Raw genomic sequence first — 22,992 nt, 5'->3', positions numbered from 1 at the left:
TGATGAGAGGCAATACCTTAGTGACTATATCGAATGGAAGGGACTTACAGAAGACTTTGAATACTTTAAAGCTCATGCCCACAAGGCTCGTCTTGATGAGGATCTGCCATTTGAAAACTATGTTTTATAACTAAAGTAACCCGGGGAATGCTGCTATTGCGGTGTTCCCCATAACAAGAGACTTGGTGATGAACTTTTTCGGTAGCGTTGGTGGTAAACTTTTTCGATAGCGCTGCTGGTAAACTTATTCACCAGCGAAAAAGGATAAAATGGTAAAGTTTTTCGCTAGCGGGGTGGTAAACTAATTCGTTAGCGAGTGGTAAACTTTTTCATTGACGTTTACAAAGTAACCAATACAACATAGAAAAGAGCGGGTATGAATTTCACCCCCGCATAAGCATAGAAAATCAGGCTTGCCCCAAGCAAAAAAAGCCGGGTACTGGCCGGCCTGTCCTTAGAGCGCCTGAAAAAATATGAAAAGCAAAATAAAATGATGCTAATCCCTAGAAAGAATAAACCATATAGCTTTGTGTAAACTGGCATAAATAACTCCTGGTAAAACAGAATATATACGTATTAGTTTCCTATTAACTGAACATTTTCATTTCTAATTACTTCAGGACCACTATTGTAAAAATCCAGATATACCACGTCTAATGGGCAATCCAGGGTAGTGTCATATACAAATACGATTAAACCATTCTCTATTTCTGCAAATTCATCAAGTCTATAGAATAACTGGCATTTACCATCCGCAGTATAGGTTACGGAGCAGTCATTTTTACCAAGCGATATATTTCCCTTGGTTTCTGCAGGATAATGCACTATTGAAGAATTCTCTGAAACCACAAATATTCCGCCATCTTCATAAGCATCAGCACTGATACCAATTGATTCAAGCATAGCGTAGCTGGCTTCTCCAAACGCGGTATAATCTCCAGAAAAAGCTACGACAAACTTGAATCTGCTATCCTCATCTTTAAAACAATCAAGATAACTTGCAATATCCCACGAATTATTACTTAGATTGTGATACAATTCTCTATCTCTTAGGAATACTGCGTCATAATCCCATGTCTTATAAGCCTCATCACCTCTATGGTCCTTGGCCAAACCTTCATCAGAAATAATCTTCTCTATGCAGTCTGTTACTTTAGCTGCGCCTGAATTATTCAAATGATCATCTCCTCTAAAGTCAGAATCATAATCAATTCCCAATGACGCTTCAGGGGAATTCATATTTATGTAAAAAACGTTTTTTTCTGCCAAATAATCTGATAATGCATTCTGATAAGCGTATTCTTCCTCAGAAATACTATAAGGAGCACAAAAGAAAAATGGCTTAGCTCCCTCCTTATTACACTTATCAACAATCATATCAATATACTTAATTGTCTTATCGTTTAGCTCTGTTCTACTGTCAGTACATGCCGCATGCTCTACAGGCGCAGTATCAAAGCTGCCTATATATCCTCTTTTATACCAGTAATCATTATAATAATCCTGTTCGCTAAGTTCTTCATACCTTGAATGAATCACAGGAAATCTAAGCATCAGCTCTCCCATTAATGTATTGCTAACCAAGCTATTATTCTTCTGCGCTAAGACATTTCTAATAACTGATGTTGACCATTTAGGTAGCAGATTTGCTCGATAAACATTAGCTAAATCCGTATCATTTGTTGTATTTCTAAATGTATATGTCTCAATAAAAACTGCCTTTGGATGCTGTGTTTTAAATGCTTCATTAAGAAAAGTCCATGTTGTATCAATACTCTGATTGCCACTTGAGAGAGTAAAGCTGGCTATTCCGGCATCTTCCCATAATTTCGCATTGTTAACAGAACAATGGGCATGACTGCTTCCTAATATCAAAACATCAATCAGTCCTTGATCTGTCGCATAAAAATTCTGGAATCCTCCGCCTCCTCCAGTATCCTTGTATGAAAGTGTGCTAAACGTCATATTCCACATTAAAGCAACAATTATTATAAAAGAAAAAACAGCAAGTAATCTTTTTCTCATATCGTTTTATCCTAAAATTGAAAATAAATAAACTGTCTGGAACTGAAACCAGGGCCATATGAACCAAATACTATAACCCACATCAAAAGTAGTGCAAGAAATACTACTCTAAATGGAGTCCATTGTGTGAATATCCACTCATCAAATCTGAGTTTCTTTTTCTGATAGATTAAATCTACAAATAGTAATAAAAGAAGAGATAATATCAAAAGATGGAACTGTCTTGAAGACAATCCAAGACTATATAACGCGTCCCCTGAAACCATCCAATAATCCGGGATCATTACCATTCTTTTTATGTAATAAAATGCCTCACCTACAGTCTTGGTCCTAAAGAAAATCCATGCAAAATCAACCAACACAAAAGTAATTGCAATCTTTGAGAATCGATATCCGAAATTATTAGTATTTACATCAAATCTGGAGCATATTTTCCTCCAAACAGGCTTTAATAAAGACTCAATCACATGATATATTCCATGGAGCAATCCCCATAATACAAATGTCCACGCAGCGCCATGCCACAATCCGCTTACTAAAAAAGTAATAAGAAGATTTATCATCTTTCGAATTGTGCCTTTCCTGTTGCCGCCAAGCGGTATATATAGGTAATCCCTAAACCATATAGAAAGAGATACGTGCCACCTTCTCCAGAAATCTGTTATAGACGTTGCAAAATATGGTGCCTTGAAGTTATCCATAAGGCTAAAGCCCATAACTTTTGCAGAACCAATTGCAATTGCCGAATAACTACCAAAATCACAATATATCTGTATGCCAAAACCGACGGCACCAATAATCAATGCACACCTACCATGCCTATAATAATTATCAAAAATCGTATCAACCAAAGTGCCTATTCTATCCGCTATAGCCAGCTTCATGAACATTCCCCAAAGCATCAAGGACAAACCTTCACAAATCCGCTGATAATTAAGGAGCTCTCTTCTAGTTTTATCAGGCACTACAGAAATCTGATTAAGCAGGTTTGTCGATCTCTCTATTGGTCCTGCGACCAGCTGTGGATAAAAAGACACAAATAAAGCGTATTTTACAAAGTTCTTTTCTGCAGTTGTTGTTCCTCTGTAAACATCTATTACATAACCAAGTGCCTGAAACGTATAAAAAGATATACCCACAGGTAACAAAAGACTTAGCGGTTTCAAACTTAGATGTAATGTAGAAATTGCAAAATTCAAATACTTAAAAACAAACAATATCGACAGGTTAGATAATAAGCATAAAACAAATGATGACCTTACTATAACAAGACTTTTATCTCTAAATCTTTCTATCAGTATTCCTGAAACATAGGTTATAACCGTTGATGTCAGTATCAGAACCGCATACTTAACATTCCAGCTCATATAAAAATAATAGCTGGCAGCTAAAAGCCAAAGCGTTCTACCCTTGGAAGGCAAAAGAAAGTATATAATTGTAACTATAGGAAAAAATAAAAGAAAAGATGTTGAATTAAAAAGCATAAATACCCCTTATATTTTAAAAGCGGTCATATAATGTGACCGCTCTATATGCAAGCAACCATATATCATATTATACGTATGGCCTTAGCAGGATTACCAGCAATCACGCTTCCTGACTCAAACTTGCCTGAAACAACCGCCCCAGCTCCTACTACGCAGCCATCACCAAGAACTGTTCCCTTCAAGATAATTGAATTGCATCCAATGAAGCAGTCCTTCCCAATCTTGATTGGCTTTGCTGGCACCAGATCAGAATTTCCACCGTTAGCATCAGCAAGAAGCTTGTTTCTAGTCTCTGCCTCTAAAGGGTGAAAGTCATTATCAAGAATCTTGCAATTGCCACCAATACAAGTATTATCGCCTATATATATGCCTTTTCGAGCATAAATTGTAGCACCAGATATTCCAACATTATCACCTATCACAATCTCTGCCCCAGGTGCTCTGGTCACAATAATCGTCCTACTATAAAGGCCCACAAGGTTAGAGAGAAAACTACTCTTAACAGTAACATTTTTGCCCAATTCTAACCTAGAGCCGTTTTTACGGAATATAACAGGAACGCCTTTAAGAAGAAGTCCCTTCCCATATTTAACTTTCATGCACTTAAGTACTAACTTGTACCAATTGCTGTTCATACTTATTCCCTCAAAATGTATTAACAGAACATATCCGCTAGAAATAACACATCACCCAGCGTATTACACTATTATCGATAGTATAATGCCAGCCCTTCAAAACTATCAGCCTGTGCTTTATTAGCAAACTCAATCTTAATTTCACTGGTAACGCTCATAGGCTCCTCTGTCACTTCAGTGATATGTGGTTGCTCGAATCCATAGCTCCACTCGAAGCTCTCATCAACTATCAGATTCCCATCCACATATATTTTAAGCCCATTTTCGCCCGGAACAAAACTCCTTGATATAGCCATCTCTACCACCGCAGGATCCACCTTTATGGTAAAAGAACTATCTCCCTTCTTAGTAAAGGCTGACTTAGGATAATAAACGAAATTGTCGTACTTGTGAGTCTTATCATCAAAGGCTTTCGCCTTTGCCACCTCTTCTCTGATAACTTCACTAACAGTCTCATAATAAATCTCATGTCCCAGGTCATTAGGGTGAGTTAAGTCATCCGGTGCTCCAACTAGCTCCTCATAAGCATGACCACTTTCATTGAACGCAGCTATAGTATCAGCAATAGGAATCCCATAATACTCATCAATAGCTATTATCTGATTTATCTTATTGGTGAACTCCCTCTGAGAACTCTCAAGAACACTAATAATACTACATCCAGCGTACTTAGCCTTAATTCCCCTGACTATTCCCTCATAATTGGCTGCAAAGTACTCGTCGTCAAGGTCATTCTCACCATAGCAGATAACTGCCAGGTCATAGGAAATGCCATCATCTAAAGCCATCTCCCTAACAATTCCAGCAATACTGGTATTACCACCCATAGAGACATTAGTCATGTTACAGGTAACACCATACTCCTCTTCAATACCCGCTTTCAGAAGCTTAGCCCAGCTCTTGCCATCACTGGCACCAGTTCCCTGAGCAATGGAATCTCCTACAATAATGACATTTACTGATTCTCCAGCGCTTAACTTCTCATAAACAGAGATATAATTTTCTGATGCTATCCTTGTACTTTCTACATAACGTCGGCCTCTATAGACAATGCCACCTATCACAAGTATAGAAATTATAGCTAATACAGTTACAATAACGGTTTTCTTTTTATTCCTCAGTGTTTCCACCACTAATACCTATCCAAACAAACCTATAATGTAATACCAAACAAACTTTACATTAGTAACAAAGTACCGTTTAAACAACCTCTTCGGATCCTGAAATAATCTAAACAGCCATTCAAGCCCAATCTTCTGAACCCATCTAGGTGCTCTCTTAATCGTACCTGCATGGAAGTCAAACCCTGCTCCAACGCCCATCATTACAGCATTGATTTTGCCTTGATGATCATGCATCCATTTCTCCTGCTTAGGAGCGCCGAGTCCAACCCAGAGAATATCTGCACCAGAATTATTGATCATATCCACATCAGCTTGATCTTCCTCTTCAGAAAGTGTTCTAAATGGTGGTGAATACATTCCTTTAATGTTGATGCCAGGATACTTCTTGAGTAAGTTCTCCTTAAGTGCGTCAATGGTTTCCTGAGAAGCTCCGTAAAAATAATGGGATATCTTACCATCCTGAGTATCTCTAAACATATGCTCCATAAAATCAGGACCAGCGACACGTTCTGCTCCAACCAATCCCTTCTTTTGCTGAAGGACAGCTATTGGGCTGCCATCAGGGAATACAAATGCTGCTCCATTAAGAATATCTCTATACTCTGCATTTTCTCTCCCCATAACTGAGGTATGAACATTAGAAAAACAGATATACTTTCCAGAAAGTTCTTTCACATTTCTCAAAACATGATATACAGCCTCTTCTGTCCGCGAAATGGCATAGTTAATACCAAATAGATTGAATCTCTCTTTACGAACAAATGCAGGTATTGAAGCAAATCCATTTACATCGGTAACAATGCTGGATCTTACGTCATAACCATTATTATCAATACTAATAAAAGTCCTTATACCCTTTCTTTCTAGCTCAGAGACTACTTTTTCCACATCTGATTCGTGGCTAGCATCACTATTCTTTACCAAAACCTCTTTGTATTCCAAAGTCTCGTACTCTCTGACAATTTCATCAATACTAGGAAATGGATGACTAATTACCAAAGCACTATTTACTTCTCGAACTCCATGCTTCTTGATATACGCTCTCTTATACACTTCTCTAAAAATAAATCCCAATACTACAGTAAACACAAACGTAGCACAGATAACAAGTCTTGAAGTGATATCGCCTTTCTGAGTAGCATATAAGAACAAAATGCTGAACACTAGTAATAGCACTCGGCTTTTTATCACATAAGTGAAAGTCTCTACCAAATCCTGCTCAAATAATGGTTTCTTCCTAATGTCGTAAACAAAAAAAACCAGAGCCTGAAGAATAATAAGAACTATAAAAAATGACTCATACAGCCCGTCGTAGATCCAGTACCAGTCCATTACTCCCTTTTGGTATCTAACAAGTAGTGCCAAAAAGAAAGCCACAATCACTGCAAGCTCATCTAATATAAATATTCTTTTTATTGGATATCTTACTTTCTGCTTATTCACAGCATGCTCCAATCACAAATCAACATTTGCCAATACTCTCTATCAGCACTTCTCTGCACTTTGGATAAGCCTCCATTATGTTCTTCCACGCAATAGAATTCTTATCCTGAATCGCATTGTCATAGTACAGCCCTTCCTTTTGAGTAGAAAGGATAGAAAAATACAATTTAGCAGGTTTATCTACCCTGACAGCCTTGGTACCTTTCAAAAGGGCCATTGCCTTAAGCCACAAATCATCTGCATTTATACATTGTTCCTTGAATGCATCCTTATTAAACACTTCCTCCGACAATGAATGTGGTGGATAAAGAACTCCTCCCACCCCTGTAGGAATAAGTTCATAGGAAGGCAACGAACCCTCTGTAGAATACTGCCACTTATCAGCAGTATAAACATCACCTTTCTCTAGAAAAATCTCATGTCCCCAAGTGCAAACTACAGTATCTGGATATTTAGCAGATGTTTCTATCAATGTTTCCACCAGGTTTTCCGGATAATAAACATCATCATCCACGGTAATTACATATGATTCAGGATTATCCTTCATCGCGTAGTAATACTTCTTATGGGATCTAAGATCATCACAAAATCTAATCTTTAGTCCCTTTGGCTCTAGAATCGTCAGTTTTACTGGCAAATCCTTTATTCCATTTGGGAACTGTTCACTAGCAAGCCATAGTACTACTGATTTCGGCTTAACGGTCTGATTTAAAAGAGTCATTATGGTCAAATGAACTGTTTTAATCCTTGCAGGATAACTGGTAAGTGAGATTATCACATTACTAGACGGCTCCACACCAAATTCGCATTTTCCAAATATTGGATACAGTACATTAACTATTCCCTTATTAAGTTTGTAATGAATAGAAGCAATCTTAGAATTTTTATGCCTAAGAGATGCTTCGTACAATCTCTGTATATTCACTGTCTTATCTCTTTACTATTCCCAAATCATGAAGTCGTACATATAAGCGTTTAAGCCAATATACACTACCATTAACAAATCCTTTTCGTGGATGCTTGGCAGCCTCCTTCTCTAGCACTACATTTGGTTCCAAGTTCTCAAATACAAACTCTGATTTTGCCTCCAAATCAGGTCTGTAATACAATCTCTCTTCATATTTGTTGGAATGACTTCCGGAACCATCAAAGCCTGCATTAACTACAAGACTATCCTTAGGATAAACAGTCCACAGGTTATTCTGTAGCAAATATAGGACCCACCTAATAGCCCAAGAACTTGTCTTGTTCTCACTAAGAAGAATCATAAGAAGATCCCAGCCATTCTCCGTGTTCTCAAATTTTCTCCGCAACTCTTTATTAGAAAAATATGCCTCAAAGTCCACGTTGGCCCAGGAAGCATTGTTCCATCTATCCTTCCAGGTTGCCCATCCCCAACAATCGCCCTTGTGCATCACGTAAACATCTTTGTCATAAGAATCGAGTCCCTTTAGGGGATAGGTATATCCGCAAATAGCCCCAATTCTTGAATTGTCATTATAGAAATCAAGCGCTTCATTCATATACTTGAGAAAGCTTTCAGATACTTTAAGATCATCTTCTACAATAATAGCCTTGCCATACTTATTAACCACTTCTGTAACTCCATCCATAATGGATGTGGCAAGTCCCTTGTTATGCTCGCATTCTATCAAGAAAACATTCGCGAATCTGGATTTCTCTTTGTATTTCCGAAGAGTCGTCCTAGTCGCCTCCACATCTGCTATCCCTTGTTCATTTTTTGGCCCATCGCAGTATATGTAGAGATCTGAATGTTCAGCTTCTGGATTTTTATCCAAATTTTCAAGACATCTTTCTATTTTCTCTGCTCGGTTGTAGGCAAAAGCTACGACAGGAGTATATTGACACGTCTTTTTTTCTACCATCAAGTATTCCTTCATTAACTGTATTTCTATATGCTTTTCTCAACATCCAATCCTATAATCATACCAATAAAATTGTAAATAATTATAATTATATAATCAATCCCAGCGCATCATTCACGCATTGTAACTGGCATAATCAACTCAATTTATACCTAATTCATACTCTTTCTAGACATTGAACTAGCAGCTAAAACCACAAAAACAGGTGACCAAATAAACAAATATCTAGCTTGTGCCTCAAATATCATTGTAAATAAGATAGCTCCTACCAAGGCTATTACCGCTGGATAATCGTTCTCATTCTCCACCTTATATCGTAAAGCAAATGCTAGTATCCCTAGCCAAAGCATCTGCGCATAATTAATCCAGATAAAAAATCTTCCTCTCCCAGGCCAATATATCTTTTTCACAATATTGCCAAATAGTTGCTCCCCATCATCAAATTTTTGTTCTATATAGTCCATTCCAGAAATCGCATATCCAAATGAACCATCATTAAAATTCAATGCAATCTTATGTATATATAAATTACCAAATCCAGATATCCCCAAATCAGCAATTCTTTGTTTACACCTTTTTTTCTCTTGCGTTATCCTTTCACTTCTATTGTTTATTTCAAATGAAAAAGCTTCATCTTCAGGATTTGTTGTACCATCATTATCTTTATTAAGACCTATCATCAAAAAATGGTATATTGATTTAGCCCTTTCTGTATCATACGTAGTCCCAGAGGTATACTCAAATGCAGTTGTAATTATGTTCATTCCAGCAGTCTTAAAAAATACCCCAAGGCCAATAACCATCAATACGATTATAATATCTAATGCTAATTTCTTCCCCGTATGTAAACAAATACTATTAATGCAAAAAGAGATAAACAAAGCAATAAACATTATAAAAACTGGAGCTTTCATATAATATCCAAGTATTCCAACCATGAGAATTAAAAGCCATTTTACAAATACTTTATATGTTTTATCTTCAGGCATACGTTTAGATAACCAAAGCATTAGAACTGGAAAAATAAGTCCCATCGCATCTGTATAAACTATATAAACAAAAGGTGACACACCAATAAAGATAAGATAAATAAATGCTCCTATAACAGCTATTCTTTTTCCTCTTAGCACATGCAGATAGTCATATACTAACCATCCTGTAATACCAAAAAGAATGCATTGAAGAGCCACACAACTACCATAAAGAAAATGAATGTCGGTAAACCCAATTTTCATCGCCATTTTTACTATTGCCGAGGCCAAGACAAACAAAAGCATATTATTAGGATTGCTAGAATAGTCGTACGTAATACTCTCTCCACGTGCCACCGCTATTGAATCCATAAATATGCCACCTGCGTCCCATCCAGTAATAAACATCGCCCCCATTGCAACAAAAATAGGAAGGATTAACATAGCCGCATATAAAACAATGACATTAATCCTTCTAGTTCTTTCTTCAGAAAATACTTTGTTGATAATGGCTAATAGCAATGCCCCAATTATAAAAAAAATAATATTCGGAAGCAAAAAAGGTCTTTTATGAAAACTCACATATGGAATCTTTCCGGCAAACATTATAATAATGATTATGCCAGCCATAATAACGTGCCATATTCTAGAAATCACGTTATTTAATCCCCTTCTCATAGACAAATCCCCCACTATATCAAAAGCTTTAAATAATCCTTTTTAGTCTACCATAGAAATTAGTCTTACTAGCTAAATCCTTAATCTTAGCTTTCCATTCTTTATATTCATATCTGAATCCTCCACTTCCGCTATTGCCTACTATTCGTGGATAAACTGGAAAATTCCTCGTCATTATCTGGTTCTCCAATATTACATCTGTATATGAATGTTCTATATAATATCCCTTGTTATCATCTACTCTCTTGTAGGCTTCAATAAAATAAGTTTTAAACACATCTATAGGCATAGCATAAATTCTAGTATCATATATTTTTCGGTTACGCCTATTGGGAACATTAAAATATATCCTATCAGTCTGTACACGCTTCACCAAATCAGATATATTAACAAACTGCAATCTGCCAGTAAGCTTAATCATATAATTATCATCTTTAGCAAGCCTACTATTCGTAAGAACATATTTTATAATCTCCCCTTCTCCATATCCCTTTCCATGCTTTATTACAGCTTCATCATTACCTTTAAACGATAATAATTCGAATTTTATTCTATTGTCTTTAGCAATACTCTGTATATCCATAAATGATTCTGTATCAAAACCACTATTATCGCAGAATACTATACTAGCGTTTGGCTTGGAAATAAGCAAAGAAACCAATGCGCTTTTGTATTGTAACAAACGCTCATTGGTATTCCTCAATTCAAGTTGTTTAATTCCGCTGCTCGGTGCGATAGTTCCAGTTACAATTATTATCATTTTTTCCTACAGAAGCCTTTTTCTTACTCAACGTTTCTTAACTGGGGTTACAATCTTCTTAAAGAAATTCCAGGTATTCTCCGATAGATGATCATACGCAAATTCCTTTATAGTTAAATATACTCCCATCATTCTTCGTTCTAAATAATTACCCTTTAATTCCATAATTAGTTTTTGTCGTGTTTTATCATAAATATAATTTCTTACAACTTCATAGTTATCATCCAAAAGTAACTGTTCATCAGTCTTGGGGGCTGTCATGATCTTTTTAAATCTTTTTGTTTCACTGCTTCTCTGAGGATGATAAGCTCCTTCAACAAACCCATAACTAGTAACCAAATTGATCCTAGGTACTACCGCCAATCCATCTCTTGATAACATATCATGCTCAAATAAATAATCCCATGCAGTTAATTCCTTACTATAGGCCGCATCATATATCCTGTAATACTGTTTTCTAAGTTCTTTAAAAAAGAAGATCTCATCCAGCATACGATTCTTCTTTTCTAATGGCCAATTCTTCATATCAAAATCACATTCATTCCACCTATCTGCCCAAGTAGCATAAGCACCATTTAAAGGAACTGTTTTCCCGAATGAGTAACTATTTTTTATTAAGTCAAGATCACCTATGGAGTTGAATCCAGCTATGAACTGAATTGATCTAGTGTCTCGATATTTGTTTAGTAGAAAATCACAAAAAGTGAAATACTGAAGAGTTGGTATAGCATCATCCTCCAGTATAATCGCACTGTCCTGTTCTGAAAAAACCTTATCCAGTCCATCCCGAATGTTTTTGTCGCATCCTTTATTATTCTCAGCAAAAAAGAATCGCTTGTCGCACTCCCAGTCAAACGCTTCCGTTATATAATCTCTAACGCCATTTACAGCATCTATTTCTCCCTCAACATCTTTTCTTGCCCCATCAGCAAATACATATATACATACAGGCTGATATTGTTTTACTACATCCACAATCATCTTTACAGTGTCCAGTCGTTTAAACACAAACAATACTACCGGCTTTGTACCAAGCATATCATTACCTACCTTTACTAAGCGTCGTATTATAATGATGTACCAGAGAAAAATCAACGTTTTCAAGTTTCTCCAGCATCAACCAAACCCCAAAATATCTTTCAGCAAGTCCTCCCTGAAATCTATTTTTATGGTTTGTATCAAAAGCCTCAAGTTTTTTACTATTTACTATCCAATCCCAAAACAGCATCATCTTATTAAATGATTCCCCATCAACAAAGAAACATGAGCATAAGTTAATGCTTTTATTTCTCAAATCTTTAATGGAATAATTTGTTTTATAATATTCATTGTAGTCTCTTAAAATATACTCATAGCAGCCAAATCCATCACCTACAATTTCGTTTGGCCTACTGGTATCTGCCATTATCTTTTGTCTATACATTTCATTAAATCTGTATGACTCAAAACTAATATGTAATCGATCCTTGTCACTAATAGCTTTTTGAATCCGTTCAGAAATATTATAGCGGTTGAAACATACTTTTTTTGATAACTTCAATTCTATATCATAGTGAATGAAACCAACATAATCATATTTTCCCCATTCCCCGCTAATCCACAGATTATAAATTGCTTCGCTTTCAGCCCACCATGGCCCTAGTGATTTAAATGTAGAAAACTTTTTTTGATTTATTTCATCCAATCCACATGTATATCCAAGCTTTTCAATTGCTCCAACATTAAACGCTGTATAGTTTTCTTTTGAAAAAAGAGAATCTTTAGAATACATTTCATCCATCAGATCCTTATGTGAAACTATATAAATCATCCATGTCTTCATATAAAGTGCCCCTCTTACCAATAGCATCCATTTTCTACTTCATCAGCTCGTTTGGGTTTTTCATCTTCAGATGGATGAATCCAGTACTCATTTCTAAGATTCTTAAACTCAGGAATTTGATCCCATCTGTGTCCCCAGATGCCAAACATTAACTGAGTAGCACCACCTAGATGTATAGCTTTTTTCCCCATCTTTTTTATCTCTGCTGCCAATGGCAACCCATATGCTCCACATCCAATAATCGCAATATCAAAGTCCCTTTCCTTTACATCATCCACCATGGCATTAAATGCTTCGAACCAATTATTGAATTGATCGTTTTCTCCCCCCAAAGACTGCACCGCCTTTATGGTTTGAAGCTCAAATTCAGGAAGTATATCTTCGTATAAAAATCTATTGCTAAAAATATACTTATGATTTTTGTACTGTTTTTCTATTGAATCACTAAAAGGATGTATTACTAATACTTTTTTACCTTTTAACATTGCAGACCAAGTAACTTTTTCATTGGAGTTCCATGGTTCTAAGTATTTTAATTCTGTTAGTTCACAATTTGGAGCATAACAATCTAAAACATAATCTTCCATATATAAATTCCATACGCCACACAAATCAAGTAAAGGAATAGACTCAAAATATAGTTTTGCAAATTTTTCTCCATATTCCTGATTATTAGGAAAAAAACCAGAGAGCAAACACAGTCTCTCCATCGCATCATCTAATTTCTCTTTAGTAGATTCATTATGACTTCGCTGATCAGCCAAATATGAATAAAGATAATTCATCTCAGTTAATCCAAACCTTGCAATCATGCATGGTTTATCTTGCCTCAGCAAACTAGTTATTTGCTCTCTTGTCCACGTATCTCCATGGACAGAACGTTTACCATATTTATTCCTACGCATTATCCTATTAGCGAGCGTAGAAAAACCATGACGTTCCAACTTGCGCCATATATTTATATTCATAAAGTTTCTTAAATCATTTTCAAATTTATACTTTTTGAATGATTTTTCCATACTAAAAATCTATCTCTCCCGTTTTCTTATAACAAACATCCCAGAATTTGATATATTCTTTTTTATGTATACTAGAATAGATATGATAAGGATTATCACACACATCATGCCAGAAAGCAAATCTGTATATTTATATTTCTGAGGAACAATATAGTTAATATCTACATTTATATCACTTACATCAGAAGCAATATCTATTTTAATAAATGTAGTATCTTCATCCATTGAAAAATAGGTAGTCTCTCCATTTACTTTTACTTCATAAAAATCAGAGTAAAGAACTGGCACTACAACTGTTATAGCATCTTTATCACTCTTTTTCGCGGAAAAGTGATAGCCTACTCCATCTCGTTTCTTACTAGAAATAATCAAATCTCCATCACTAATTATTTCACCACCATCGTACAGATCATGCCCTACTTTATCGTAATCTATAGTACTATCTAAATAATCACCATTTAACATACTCTGAGGCACCGTATATTTATCCGCCTGATAAGATGCGCTCTCATATAAATACCCACGAGAAAACCATGCTCCAGTTAATAAAACAAACACAGTTAACGACCAAAACAGCTCTTTTTTCTCTCGTAATAGGTAGCGCATAATTCCTGCTGCGACAATCCCAAAGAGCACTGTTACAACCATCTGGAGTCTCCATAAAAACTGGATTTTGGCAAATGCTTCAGCAATAACGCTTCCTTGCTGTTCCATATATTTCCATGGAAAAATATCTAATTGAACAAACAGAAGAAGCGTGCCTAGAAGTAAAGAAAAATCATAGATATGATAATTCTTTAATTCCACCCTTCTAATAAATCTAATATAGATATAGATGCACGTGCAAATGAGAAGAAACATTCCAATTGAATGTGATGCGCCACCATTAATAGATGTCCCTGGCATAGTTTGATGTTCATAGCTAGTGAACCCATCCATAAATGCTTCAAAAACATAAATCGTTGAATCTGATATTTTACCTGTAAATCTTGATATGCAATAATCTGCATTAAAATGGTCTAATAATGGCACCCAATACCATGCATTTATAACCAGTGTGGCTGTAGCGCTTGATACTATTGCTATATCTCTTTTAATATCCTTAATCACTTCTAACCTTGTTAGAATAAGAAGTAGTATAAATATAATGATGGCTATAAATATAACAAACAATGTAGAAATCAAATGGCTCTGAAAAACTAACGTAATTCCTATCGCAGCCTCATAGAATCCCCTTCTGTAATTGCCAACAATAAGCTCGTATATACCAGCAAATGCTAATGGCAAAAAAACCATAGCCAAATACTCTCCAAGAGCACATCGCGTATATAACTCACTAAGTCTAAATGGATTAAGAGTATATATCAGAGTAAATATCATTGCCGTTTTATCGCCAATGATATTTCTTAATGGATAATAAGAGCAAAAAACAGTAGCAAATACAGAAAAAACTAGCAAACATTTAAATGAAAAAAGCTGTGAAGCTCCATGAGAGGACATGAATGCGAATGGATATAATGTGCCACCTGGATACATAATATCAACAAGGTAACCTGCACCTTTATAGAATGCCCCATCAATTCTAACCGGAAACTGATGCAATCTTATGCCCTCTATAATTCCTCTAAACCTTGTATAATGAAAAGCTATATCATGCCCATATGGAAGATTCTGAGTCAAAAACGGAAAGCTACACACTGTTGAAAACAATAGTAATTCTAGGAATCTTGGTCTATTCTGCTTATTTAACCATACTCCAAAAGCAAGTGCACATAAATAAAGAATTAGTATTCTCCTAAGCCAATGCGTATCAGTGTACACCTTACCATTTGAAGAAATAACATATCCTGCTATGGTTATTTTTTCTTTGCAATAGCTTCTAACTACTATGCCTTCAATTCTATCGTTTAGTTCTAACAAAACAGACGTGGAATTATTGTCCACACTATATTCTTTAGTAGCTAATACTTCTCCATTTTTCGTTTCAACCACTTCACAGTAATCGCCAGGATTGGCCTTACTGTGGCTTATTGTAATTACATACTGCCCCGAATATAGATAATTCAACCTAAGGCCTTCAGCTATAAGCTTCGTACCATCTTCCCTTTTTTCTTTAGCATTAATATATCCAGCATTACTTGATTCGTTATAATAAAAATCGCGAGAAGAGAAGTGCATATTAATCAAAAAACAAACTACAACTATAATAAAAGTCATAGTTAAAGCAATAGTCCAATTACATTTTTTTATCTTATCTATCATTTTTTACCTCTCGATAACAGTTTATTCAATATGACGCTAATCATTGTAGAAATAAAAACCACAACTAAATACTTCATAAACCAATCAACAGCCACTAATCCAAATGAATAGTGTATTACACAGTCATATATATAAATTATTAGTACATGAAATAAATATATTCCAAGACTATTCTTTCCTATGTAAGATAGCATCCTATTATTTAAAATCGGAATACTATACAAATCCTGTCCAAATATGTATATAGTAAAAACAAGCGCAAATAGAGTCGGTACAGTTAGCGTAAAAATAGGGATAAATGAATCCACCACTCCAAAATACTTCAGCACCAATGTAGCAAGTACAATGGAAGCACAGGATAGTATGCACTTTATATTTTTCTTTTTCAGATATTTATTTAAATCAAATTGTAACAAATAGTATAGTACTATTCCTAGTGTCAACGTTGGTAACTGCGCAATAATACTAAAATTATTATAATACTGTTGATATATATACGCATACCCATTAGCTTCATAGTAGCCACACGCTAATATGCTTAAATGATTGCTTACTATAGAAGTTATAACAAAAAAGCAAAGCGATCTAGGAAAGTTCTTTATTACTTTGTGTAATGGTATTGCTATAAAGTAGAAAATTGAAAGAACACCAAGATACCATTCTACTCCCAGGATACAATCGCAGTATTTTGGAAAAAGCCCATGCAAAAACAAAAGATGAACTAGAATACTAAAGACAGACAAAGGATTTTTATCTCCTGCCCAATAATGATTACCTCCAACAAGAAAAAGATATAGAAATATAGCCATATAGTACATCGGCACTAATGACAATAGTTTTTTCGCTACCCATTTTATTCCTGTCCTTATGGTCATTTCTCTTCCGATTATATCCAAAGACTTCCATGTCAAAAAAGCACTTATAACAAAAAAAGCCTGCACAAAAGAAGAGCCATACTGTCCAATCTTTCCAATAATTCCTCCGACACTCATGGCTCCACTATGAATCATTATAACGCCCAAGATTGCTATACCTTTAAGCGAGTCTACCCAAACATATCTTTCATCTCTGCTCATTATTAAGTCCTGGATTTAATAAGATTTGTTTCCAATTTATTCCATTTTTCAACATAGAATTCATCTTTCCAACAAGTAACGCTAGGAGCATATACTATGCCCCCTTTATCTTCTGCTAAATAAGTTGCCCACCAACTAAAAGTACTATTAGCCATAATATGATGTTTGCAATTTCTCATTACTTCAAACTCATCAATATCAGATAGCCCCTCCACCAACGTATATGGCATCAAGTCAAATTTCTCTTTAACAAATTCTTTGTCATCACTAAAAATATAAAGATTGAAATCACCAATCTGAGATTCAATTCCGCTTAATGCAGTTCTATAAAACTCAAAATTTAAAGAGGAATCGAAATCATCTCCGACATAGTCTGTTCTACGTATATGTAAAGAAACTGAATACTCGTTTTTTACCTGGTCAATATAGTTCTGAGCTTTACCAGAAACTGGTGTAACACGCGTGAACTCATCACAAATCTCATCGTAGTAATCGTCAAAATACTTTGCTGCCTGCCAAAATCCTAAATAAAAGCTGTCGCAACAAGGAGAAACTTTCTCTTCATCAAAATGCATATGGTTATTCTCTTCAACCAACCTAAATCTTTGCTTGATTATATGTTCTCTATATATTCTTTTAAACTTTCCGCCATCTCTGGGGCCAAGGCCTAGAACATAATCCTTCCCCTTAGACACAAGTCTTTTCATGCTTATATTATAATTGTCAAGCTGATACTGTCTTAATCCATTCTTAAAGAAAAAAGGATCAATCACAACATTATCGCCTGTTCTTTTCTGTAATGCATAAGCAAATGCATACTGAAACATCTGATTACCTAAGCCATCACTTATTCTTACCGCGTGCTGCATTCTCTGTAAATCTCCTACTAGACTATCTCATCATTTTTTATCCGGATTAATATCTTCCCATCTACGTTCAGTTGCTACTCCATTACCAATCTCATAGATTCTGTTACAATTCTTGATTGTCGAAAGTCTGTGTGCAACGATAATAAGCGTCTTCTGTCCCTGAAGTGCATCAACAGCTTCCATGACCGCTGTTTCTGTTTCACCATCAAGAGCTGATGTAGCTTCATCCAATACAATGATTTCTGGATTTCTGTAAAGAGTTCTAGCGATAGCAATTCTCTGCCTCTGTCCACCAGAGAATTTAATTCCTCGCTCTCCCACCTGTGTATCAAGACCATCGGGAAGAGTCTTTATATACTCGTCAAGCTGCGCTTCTTTCAACACAGCCCATACTTTATCATCATCTATTTCATCATCAGAATATCCAAACGCAACATTGCGTCTAATTGAATCATCTAAAAGGAAGATGCTCTGTGGAACATATGCCACTACTTCGCTCCATGCTTCTGGATGGTCAAATACATCCATGTCGTCCATGAACACATCGCCTTCCTGCGGCTTTAACAAGCCTAACATGATATCTGCCAACGTAGATTTACCTGCGCCAGATGATCCCATAAGACCGATGGATTCACCTTTCTTAATCTTAAGAGATAATCCTGACAGAATCTTCTTATCACTGTTTTTGTAGTGCCAGTGAATGTTGTTGATAGTTAATGAATCTTTAAATTCCGCATTTTCTTTATTCTTGTTACAGCTTTGAGCATAACTCACATACTCTTCACCGCAATCTCCAAGCATAAGAAGGTTGCCATAAGCCGCCTTCAAGAAGTTGTTATTGTATATAATACCATTCATGTACCTGGTCATTCTTGATACTGACGGAAGGAGCCTGAATGCAGCTACTGCAAACACAGCAAGCTTAGGTACAAAAGTTGTCATATCAGCACCCATAACAAGCTTAGCACATATAACTCCCATGAGTACTGCAATACTAAGAGATTCAATTACTCTCTCAGGCAGATTAACAATATACTGGTTATTAACCTCAGCTCTTCTCTGATCCTCATAAGCCTTCTCGTAGTCAACAATGAAGTGATCTGCAGTATTAGACACTTTGATCTCTTTAAATCCCATTATAGCCTGATAAGCACTCTTTCCTCTGATAGTATCAGTTCTGCGTTTTTCTTCACTAAGATCACTAGTCCTCTTTTTAAGACCAAGAGTAATGAGAGCAAAGCAAGCTCCAGCGATAAGGATGATACAAATAGCCATGAAAGAATCTGTATAAATAATAAACAAGCCTATAAGAATAGCTGTGAAGAATTCGCCAACAAATCTGAACATCTCATCTAAAAGATTGTAAACGCCTATTATATCTGTACCTATACCTCTGATAACCTCAGCAGTATTAATATCAATAAAGCGCTCATAAGGCCACTTCATATAAGCTGCCAGCATCTTAGTAGAAAGATATTTCTCAATCTTACTTCTGTAGATTGTGTGGAGCATGGTAGCAAAGTAAAGGTATAAGTTTTTGATAACGTAAATAGCGATAATAGATATTCCAATTAGTATTGTCAGAGTCTTGGTATCATCAATGCCAAACACATTTATTAAAGCCTTCGCATACCACTTGGTTTTTACATTTTCTGGATTAAGAAGTGATTCAATGAAGGGAAGAATAGCTGATACTCCTAGCGTTTCTAGAAATGATCCCACAATGATAACAATAAGTACAAGTATTCCTGTCTGTTTCTGCTTCTTGGTAAGAATCACCCTTAGTTTATTTACTATTTCAATTAGTGCGTGAAAATTCTTCATATCAATCCTTTTCTAGTTCCTATTTACATAACTCCAATTTAACACTATCATCTGACACCTTAATTACCTTGTATAGATGCTCATTGTTTATATCAGAAACATCCTCAAAAAGATCTGCATAGTAATCTGCGAATCCATCATCAACATTTCTTATGTAAATAAAAGTATATCCATTTTCAAGTATATTCTTTGTAACCTTTTGAACTGTAAGTCTTTCTCTAACACCATCTTCTTCATAATACCAATCTGCCTGAAATGCACTTCCACTATGAATTGCAGGTACAGCCTTGTACATAAAATCCAACTCATATCTATCATCTTCTATATTAGTATCTACCAAAAAGATTCTATCCTCATCATTAAAATAGGAAATATCAAGTGCTGAAAAATGCTTACCCACAGGCTTATCAAAAAGGTCATAAAACATCATTGAAGTGTTAGTGAATATCACTAACGAAGCTAGCAAAATAATGTCTCTTCCCTTAATATCCATATATTCAAAAAGCATGCAGAAGCAGTATATTATGACACCAACTAATCCGCTATATACATATCTAGGAAGAGATGCAAGCGGATACTCTGTCGGCGTAATAATAATTCTACAGAGGCATCTAAATATCGCATAAATAACAAAGCAATAAAGAAATACATCCCAAACCAACAATTCTGACTTATGTGCCTTAAGTACATAGCGTACTAGTATTCCTATCGAAACAACAAATATCGCCATAGGAATTTTGATCAAATAGCCTATATATATAGATTCTGTGTCAAAAAAGAACTCAACAAAGTGTTTAAGATAATAACTATATGCATTTCCTTCTAGTTTATATCTCTTCGCGAAGGCTAAAACCACTGTAAATATAAGAAACAAAACAAAGATAGCACTTTGAAAATAACGTTTATGCTTTGAATAAAGCCTTTCAAGCATTATCCTTGTCCTGCTCCATGCCAAAAGCATAATTACCACAGCCAATAAACACACTATAGCAAAAGCGAGTTTTAATGGTGTGATCTTTAGAATTATATAAAATATACTTTTATTAAATCCATCCTCCGCCATCCCCTTATATATGTCCCAAGAGAAATGTGCAATAGCAGTTGTCACAAGATAAGGGGTTATTTCCTTAATACTTCCGAGCAATGTAACATCTTCCTTCTTAGTGTTAATGACAAAGATAGCAAGTGCCACAAGCAGAACATGTATAATACCTGTCTGTTTTACAAGTGTAATAACAAAAGCCGCATATAAACTTGAGAAATAATAATACTTATCTTTAGTTATCTTATATTCTCTATATGTCCAAAGAATAAAGAAAAATAGCGCACCAATAAGCAAATCAGGCATCAAGCTTGTATATGAAACCTCACCTTTTCCGCTGTATATCCAGTTAGGAAGAGACAAAACAAGCAAAGCAAGAACTATTGGTCCAACTTTACTCTTTTTAGTATTGGAAAGGTTAAACACAGGCATCAACAAACTAACGATAAATAGCTGGTGTCCAAATAACATCATTCCAGTATCACATCTCATCCATGCTTTTGTAGAAAAATATGCCCAAAGAGTTGCAAGAGGCGGATACCTTCCAGCCCAATCCCCAGAATACATGAATGAATAATCAGAATACAAATAATAATACTTTGCAGCTATTCCCCAATGAATAAAATCATCTATCCTACCAAAGTATCTACCATATGAAGTCAAAAAGAAATATATGGCTAATACAATAAATGCAATGAATCCATATGATGATACTACCTTCTTTGATGCAGACTGATTCTTAGCAGTCTTATATATGCAAAAAACAAGAGACAGTATAGCCACCCCATAAACAGCGTATAATCCGGGAATAAAGGTTGATACTAGGCCAGATATATACAAAATAGTTATTATAGCAAAAATAGACAAACTAATTGTATCTTCAAATTTCTTATTAAGTATTAGTGCTATAGCTATTGCTATAACTATTGCTATGATCACAGCCATCTATAACTTCTCCATTCACTTCTATTCCATAGACTTATCTTTAGCAGAAATAACCATTCCTGCAAATAACATCATAAACCAGCTCATCTGTGTAGTCTCCATTGTATTAACAGTGACTCCACTTCCAAGCATAAGAATTGCAAGCATTATTGTAACATAAAAGCTTTTTCTCTCTTCATTCTTAGTAGCCGCAATAAATGTCAGAGCTATAAGAACTATACCTAAGATTATCCCAACAACTCCTGTCGTAAAAAACGCTTTTAAATAAAAACTCCTAAGCGGAAGTGTAGTGTTAAAGCTAATCCCAAATAGCATCTCAATAACTGACGTTGGTTTTCTTATATCAAATACACTCTGCCAATCTGAATATCTGGATTCCATGTTGGTGAAATTCAAAAAAGGCTTCTCATCAAAAAGGTTCCTGATGCCATCACTGTTCATTGTTATCATTGGCAAATGTATGAAAACTACACACGAAACCAAGAGAACTAAAAGAATAGCCATGCTTGCCATAGCAAATGCTCTCTTTCTAAGAGCTATCTCTACGATATAAATTAGAAGCACTATAAATATAAGCACGAACATCAACTGCTGAATATCAGCATCTGACCAAAAAATCATGTATGGACACACAAGTAACATTGTCACATATTTGAACACGGAGTTTCTAGCAAACATAGCTATGAAGATGAATGCCAATATCATGGCATATGCCATATCAGTATCGTAATAATACAAATCACCATTAGCGTTTGTTACTGAGAAAAACCTTATTCCGAATACAAATAATCTATAAATGAAATTGATATAGATTATTAAATACGAAGAAAGAGATAATGCATCGTCGCACTCTAAAATCCTGTCATAATACAACCTTCCCATGAAATACAGCAAAAAGGCTGACATCACTTTAATATATGCCTGATACGCACTAACATCTCGCAGAAAGCTTACTGAAAGTAACAGCATAAGTAGAAGTACAACAACATCAGCTGGTCTGATAGAACTCTTGATATCAGGTCTGATAAGCAAATACTGATATGCAAGCATTCCAACAACAAGAATGACCATAGCAACATCAAGCCATTTCCACGTATATATCATATCTACAAATTGTTTAAGAA

At 35.4% G+C, this 22,992-nt stretch carries 18 protein-coding genes; all 18 read right to left on the bottom strand.

Features of this window, described 5'->3' with window-relative positions:
• Positions 1–576: 576 nt before the first annotated feature.
• The 18 genes from T541_RS0117335 to T541_RS0117250 all read right to left on the bottom strand — a co-directional run bounded on the left by T541_RS0117335 (position 577) and on the right by T541_RS0117250 (position 22,939).
• A complete protein-coding gene (locus T541_RS0117335) occupies positions 577–2,025 on the bottom strand; it encodes a hypothetical protein (RefSeq protein WP_026653832.1) in 1,449 nt (482 codons plus the stop codon).
• 11 nt (positions 2,026–2,036) lie between these two features.
• Positions 2,037–3,509 (bottom strand): MBOAT family O-acyltransferase, encoded by a 1,473-nt coding sequence (locus tag T541_RS0117330; protein ID WP_026653830.1) that lies wholly within the window; start codon positions 3,507–3,509, stop codon positions 2,037–2,039.
• 65 nt (positions 3,510–3,574) lie between these two features.
• A complete protein-coding gene (locus tag T541_RS0117325; protein WP_026653829.1) occupies positions 3,575–4,147 on the bottom strand; it encodes an acyltransferase in 573 nt (190 codons plus the stop codon).
• A gap of 71 nt (positions 4,148–4,218) precedes the next feature.
• On the bottom strand, positions 4,219–5,280 hold the full coding sequence (locus T541_RS0117320; RefSeq protein ID WP_026653828.1) for an SGNH/GDSL hydrolase family protein: 1,062 nt from the start codon (positions 5,278–5,280) through the stop codon (positions 4,219–4,221).
• 6 nt (positions 5,281–5,286) lie between these two features.
• A complete protein-coding gene (locus tag T541_RS22110) occupies positions 5,287–6,714 on the bottom strand; it encodes a WecB/TagA/CpsF family glycosyltransferase (RefSeq protein WP_330375739.1) in 1,428 nt (475 codons plus the stop codon).
• A gap of 19 nt (positions 6,715–6,733) precedes the next feature.
• A complete protein-coding gene (locus tag T541_RS20225) occupies positions 6,734–7,639 on the bottom strand; it encodes a hypothetical protein (protein ID WP_051538336.1) in 906 nt (301 codons plus the stop codon).
• Between the two features lie 4 nt (positions 7,640–7,643).
• Complete coding sequence (locus T541_RS20220; protein ID WP_051538335.1) at positions 7,644–8,600, bottom strand: glycosyltransferase; 957 nt, start codon at positions 8,598–8,600, stop codon at positions 7,644–7,646.
• A 152-nt stretch (positions 8,601–8,752) separates the two neighbouring features.
• Positions 8,753–10,249: a glycosyltransferase family 39 protein gene (locus T541_RS0117300; protein WP_026653826.1), complete on the bottom strand. Its 1,497-nt coding sequence runs from the start codon at positions 10,247–10,249 to the stop codon at positions 8,753–8,755.
• Between the two features lie 28 nt (positions 10,250–10,277).
• Positions 10,278–11,009 carry a hypothetical protein gene (locus T541_RS0117295; RefSeq protein WP_026653825.1) on the bottom strand — a complete coding sequence of 244 codons (732 nt, stop codon included), beginning with the start codon at positions 11,007–11,009 and terminating at the stop codon, positions 10,278–10,280.
• Between the two features lie 27 nt (positions 11,010–11,036).
• Entirely contained in the window at positions 11,037–12,047 is a 1,011-nt protein-coding gene (locus T541_RS20925) for a hypothetical protein (protein WP_026653823.1), read from the bottom strand.
• A 4-nt stretch (positions 12,048–12,051) separates the two neighbouring features.
• On the bottom strand, positions 12,052–12,831 hold the full coding sequence (locus tag T541_RS0117285) for a hypothetical protein (protein WP_026653822.1): 780 nt from the start codon (positions 12,829–12,831) through the stop codon (positions 12,052–12,054).
• A gap of 14 nt (positions 12,832–12,845) precedes the next feature.
• Entirely contained in the window at positions 12,846–13,850 is a 1,005-nt protein-coding gene (locus T541_RS0117280) for a hypothetical protein (protein WP_051538334.1), read from the bottom strand.
• Between the two features lie 9 nt (positions 13,851–13,859).
• Positions 13,860–16,112, bottom strand: coding sequence for a hypothetical protein (locus tag T541_RS0117275; protein ID WP_026653820.1), 2,253 nt, complete (start codon positions 16,110–16,112; stop codon positions 13,860–13,862).
• Complete coding sequence (locus T541_RS0117270) at positions 16,109–17,188, bottom strand: acyltransferase family protein (protein ID WP_026653819.1); 1,080 nt, start codon at positions 17,186–17,188, stop codon at positions 16,109–16,111. The genes T541_RS0117275 and T541_RS0117270 overlap by 4 nt, the downstream gene beginning before the upstream one ends.
• A gap of 2 nt (positions 17,189–17,190) precedes the next feature.
• Positions 17,191–18,057, bottom strand: coding sequence for an alpha-1,2-fucosyltransferase (locus T541_RS0117265; RefSeq protein ID WP_026653818.1), 867 nt, complete (start codon positions 18,055–18,057; stop codon positions 17,191–17,193).
• A 30-nt stretch (positions 18,058–18,087) separates the two neighbouring features.
• Positions 18,088–19,881 carry an ABC transporter ATP-binding protein gene (locus tag T541_RS0117260; RefSeq protein ID WP_026653817.1) on the bottom strand — a complete coding sequence of 598 codons (1,794 nt, stop codon included), beginning with the start codon at positions 19,879–19,881 and terminating at the stop codon, positions 18,088–18,090.
• Positions 19,882–19,900: 19 nt separating this feature from the next.
• Positions 19,901–21,868, bottom strand: a complete 1,968-nt coding sequence (locus T541_RS0117255; RefSeq protein ID WP_026653816.1) for a hypothetical protein — start codon at positions 21,866–21,868, stop codon at positions 19,901–19,903.
• Between the two features lie 21 nt (positions 21,869–21,889).
• On the bottom strand, positions 21,890–22,939 hold the full coding sequence (locus T541_RS0117250) for a hypothetical protein (protein ID WP_155839573.1): 1,050 nt from the start codon (positions 22,937–22,939) through the stop codon (positions 21,890–21,892).
• Between the last annotated feature and the right edge of the window lie 53 nt (positions 22,940–22,992).

The organism is Butyrivibrio proteoclasticus P6B7 (assembly GCF_000622085.1).
In the GTDB taxonomy this organism is placed as follows: Bacteria; Bacillota; Clostridia; order Lachnospirales; family Lachnospiraceae; genus Butyrivibrio; species Butyrivibrio proteoclasticus_A.
The sequence above is the reverse complement of the archived record's forward strand: the minus strand, read 5'-3'. Positions and strand labels throughout refer to the sequence as shown.

Bases quoted from the DNA above. Each gene is read 5' to 3' on its own strand.
- T541_RS0117330 (WP_026653830.1), bottom strand. From the start codon at position 3,509: ATGCTTTTTAATTCAACATCTTTTCTTTTATTTTTTCCTATAGTTACA.
- T541_RS0117270 (WP_026653819.1), bottom strand. From the start codon at position 17,188: ATGAGCAGAGATGAAAGATATGTTTGGGTAGACTCGCTTAAAGGTATA.
- T541_RS0117325 (WP_026653829.1), bottom strand. From the start codon at position 4,147: ATGAACAGCAATTGGTACAAGTTAGTACTTAAGTGCATGAAAGTTAAA.
- T541_RS0117255 (WP_026653816.1), bottom strand. From the start codon at position 21,868: ATGGCTGTGATCATAGCAATAGTTATAGCAATAGCTATAGCACTAATA.
- T541_RS0117275 (WP_026653820.1), bottom strand. From the start codon at position 16,112: ATGATAGATAAGATAAAAAAATGTAATTGGACTATTGCTTTAACTATG.
- T541_RS0117295 (WP_026653825.1), bottom strand. From the start codon at position 11,009: ATGATAATAATTGTAACTGGAACTATCGCACCGAGCAGCGGAATTAAA.
- T541_RS20220 (WP_051538335.1), bottom strand. From the start codon at position 8,600: ATGGTAGAAAAAAAGACGTGTCAATATACTCCTGTCGTAGCTTTTGCC.
- T541_RS0117265 (WP_026653818.1), bottom strand. From the start codon at position 18,057: ATGCAGCACGCGGTAAGAATAAGTGATGGCTTAGGTAATCAGATGTTT.
- T541_RS0117300 (WP_026653826.1), bottom strand. From the start codon at position 10,249: ATGAGAAGGGGATTAAATAACGTGATTTCTAGAATATGGCACGTTATT.
- T541_RS0117250 (WP_155839573.1), bottom strand. From the start codon at position 22,939: ATGGTCATTCTTGTTGTTGGAATGCTTGCATATCAGTATTTGCTTATC.
- T541_RS0117335 (WP_026653832.1), bottom strand. From the start codon at position 2,025: ATGAGAAAAAGATTACTTGCTGTTTTTTCTTTTATAATAATTGTTGCT.
- T541_RS0117280 (WP_051538334.1), bottom strand. From the start codon at position 13,850: ATGGAAAAATCATTCAAAAAGTATAAATTTGAAAATGATTTAAGAAAC.
- T541_RS0117285 (WP_026653822.1), bottom strand. From the start codon at position 12,831: ATGAAGACATGGATGATTTATATAGTTTCACATAAGGATCTGATGGAT.
- T541_RS0117260 (WP_026653817.1), bottom strand. From the start codon at position 19,881: ATGAAGAATTTTCACGCACTAATTGAAATAGTAAATAAACTAAGGGTG.
- T541_RS20925 (WP_026653823.1), bottom strand. From the start codon at position 12,047: ATGCTTGGTACAAAGCCGGTAGTATTGTTTGTGTTTAAACGACTGGAC.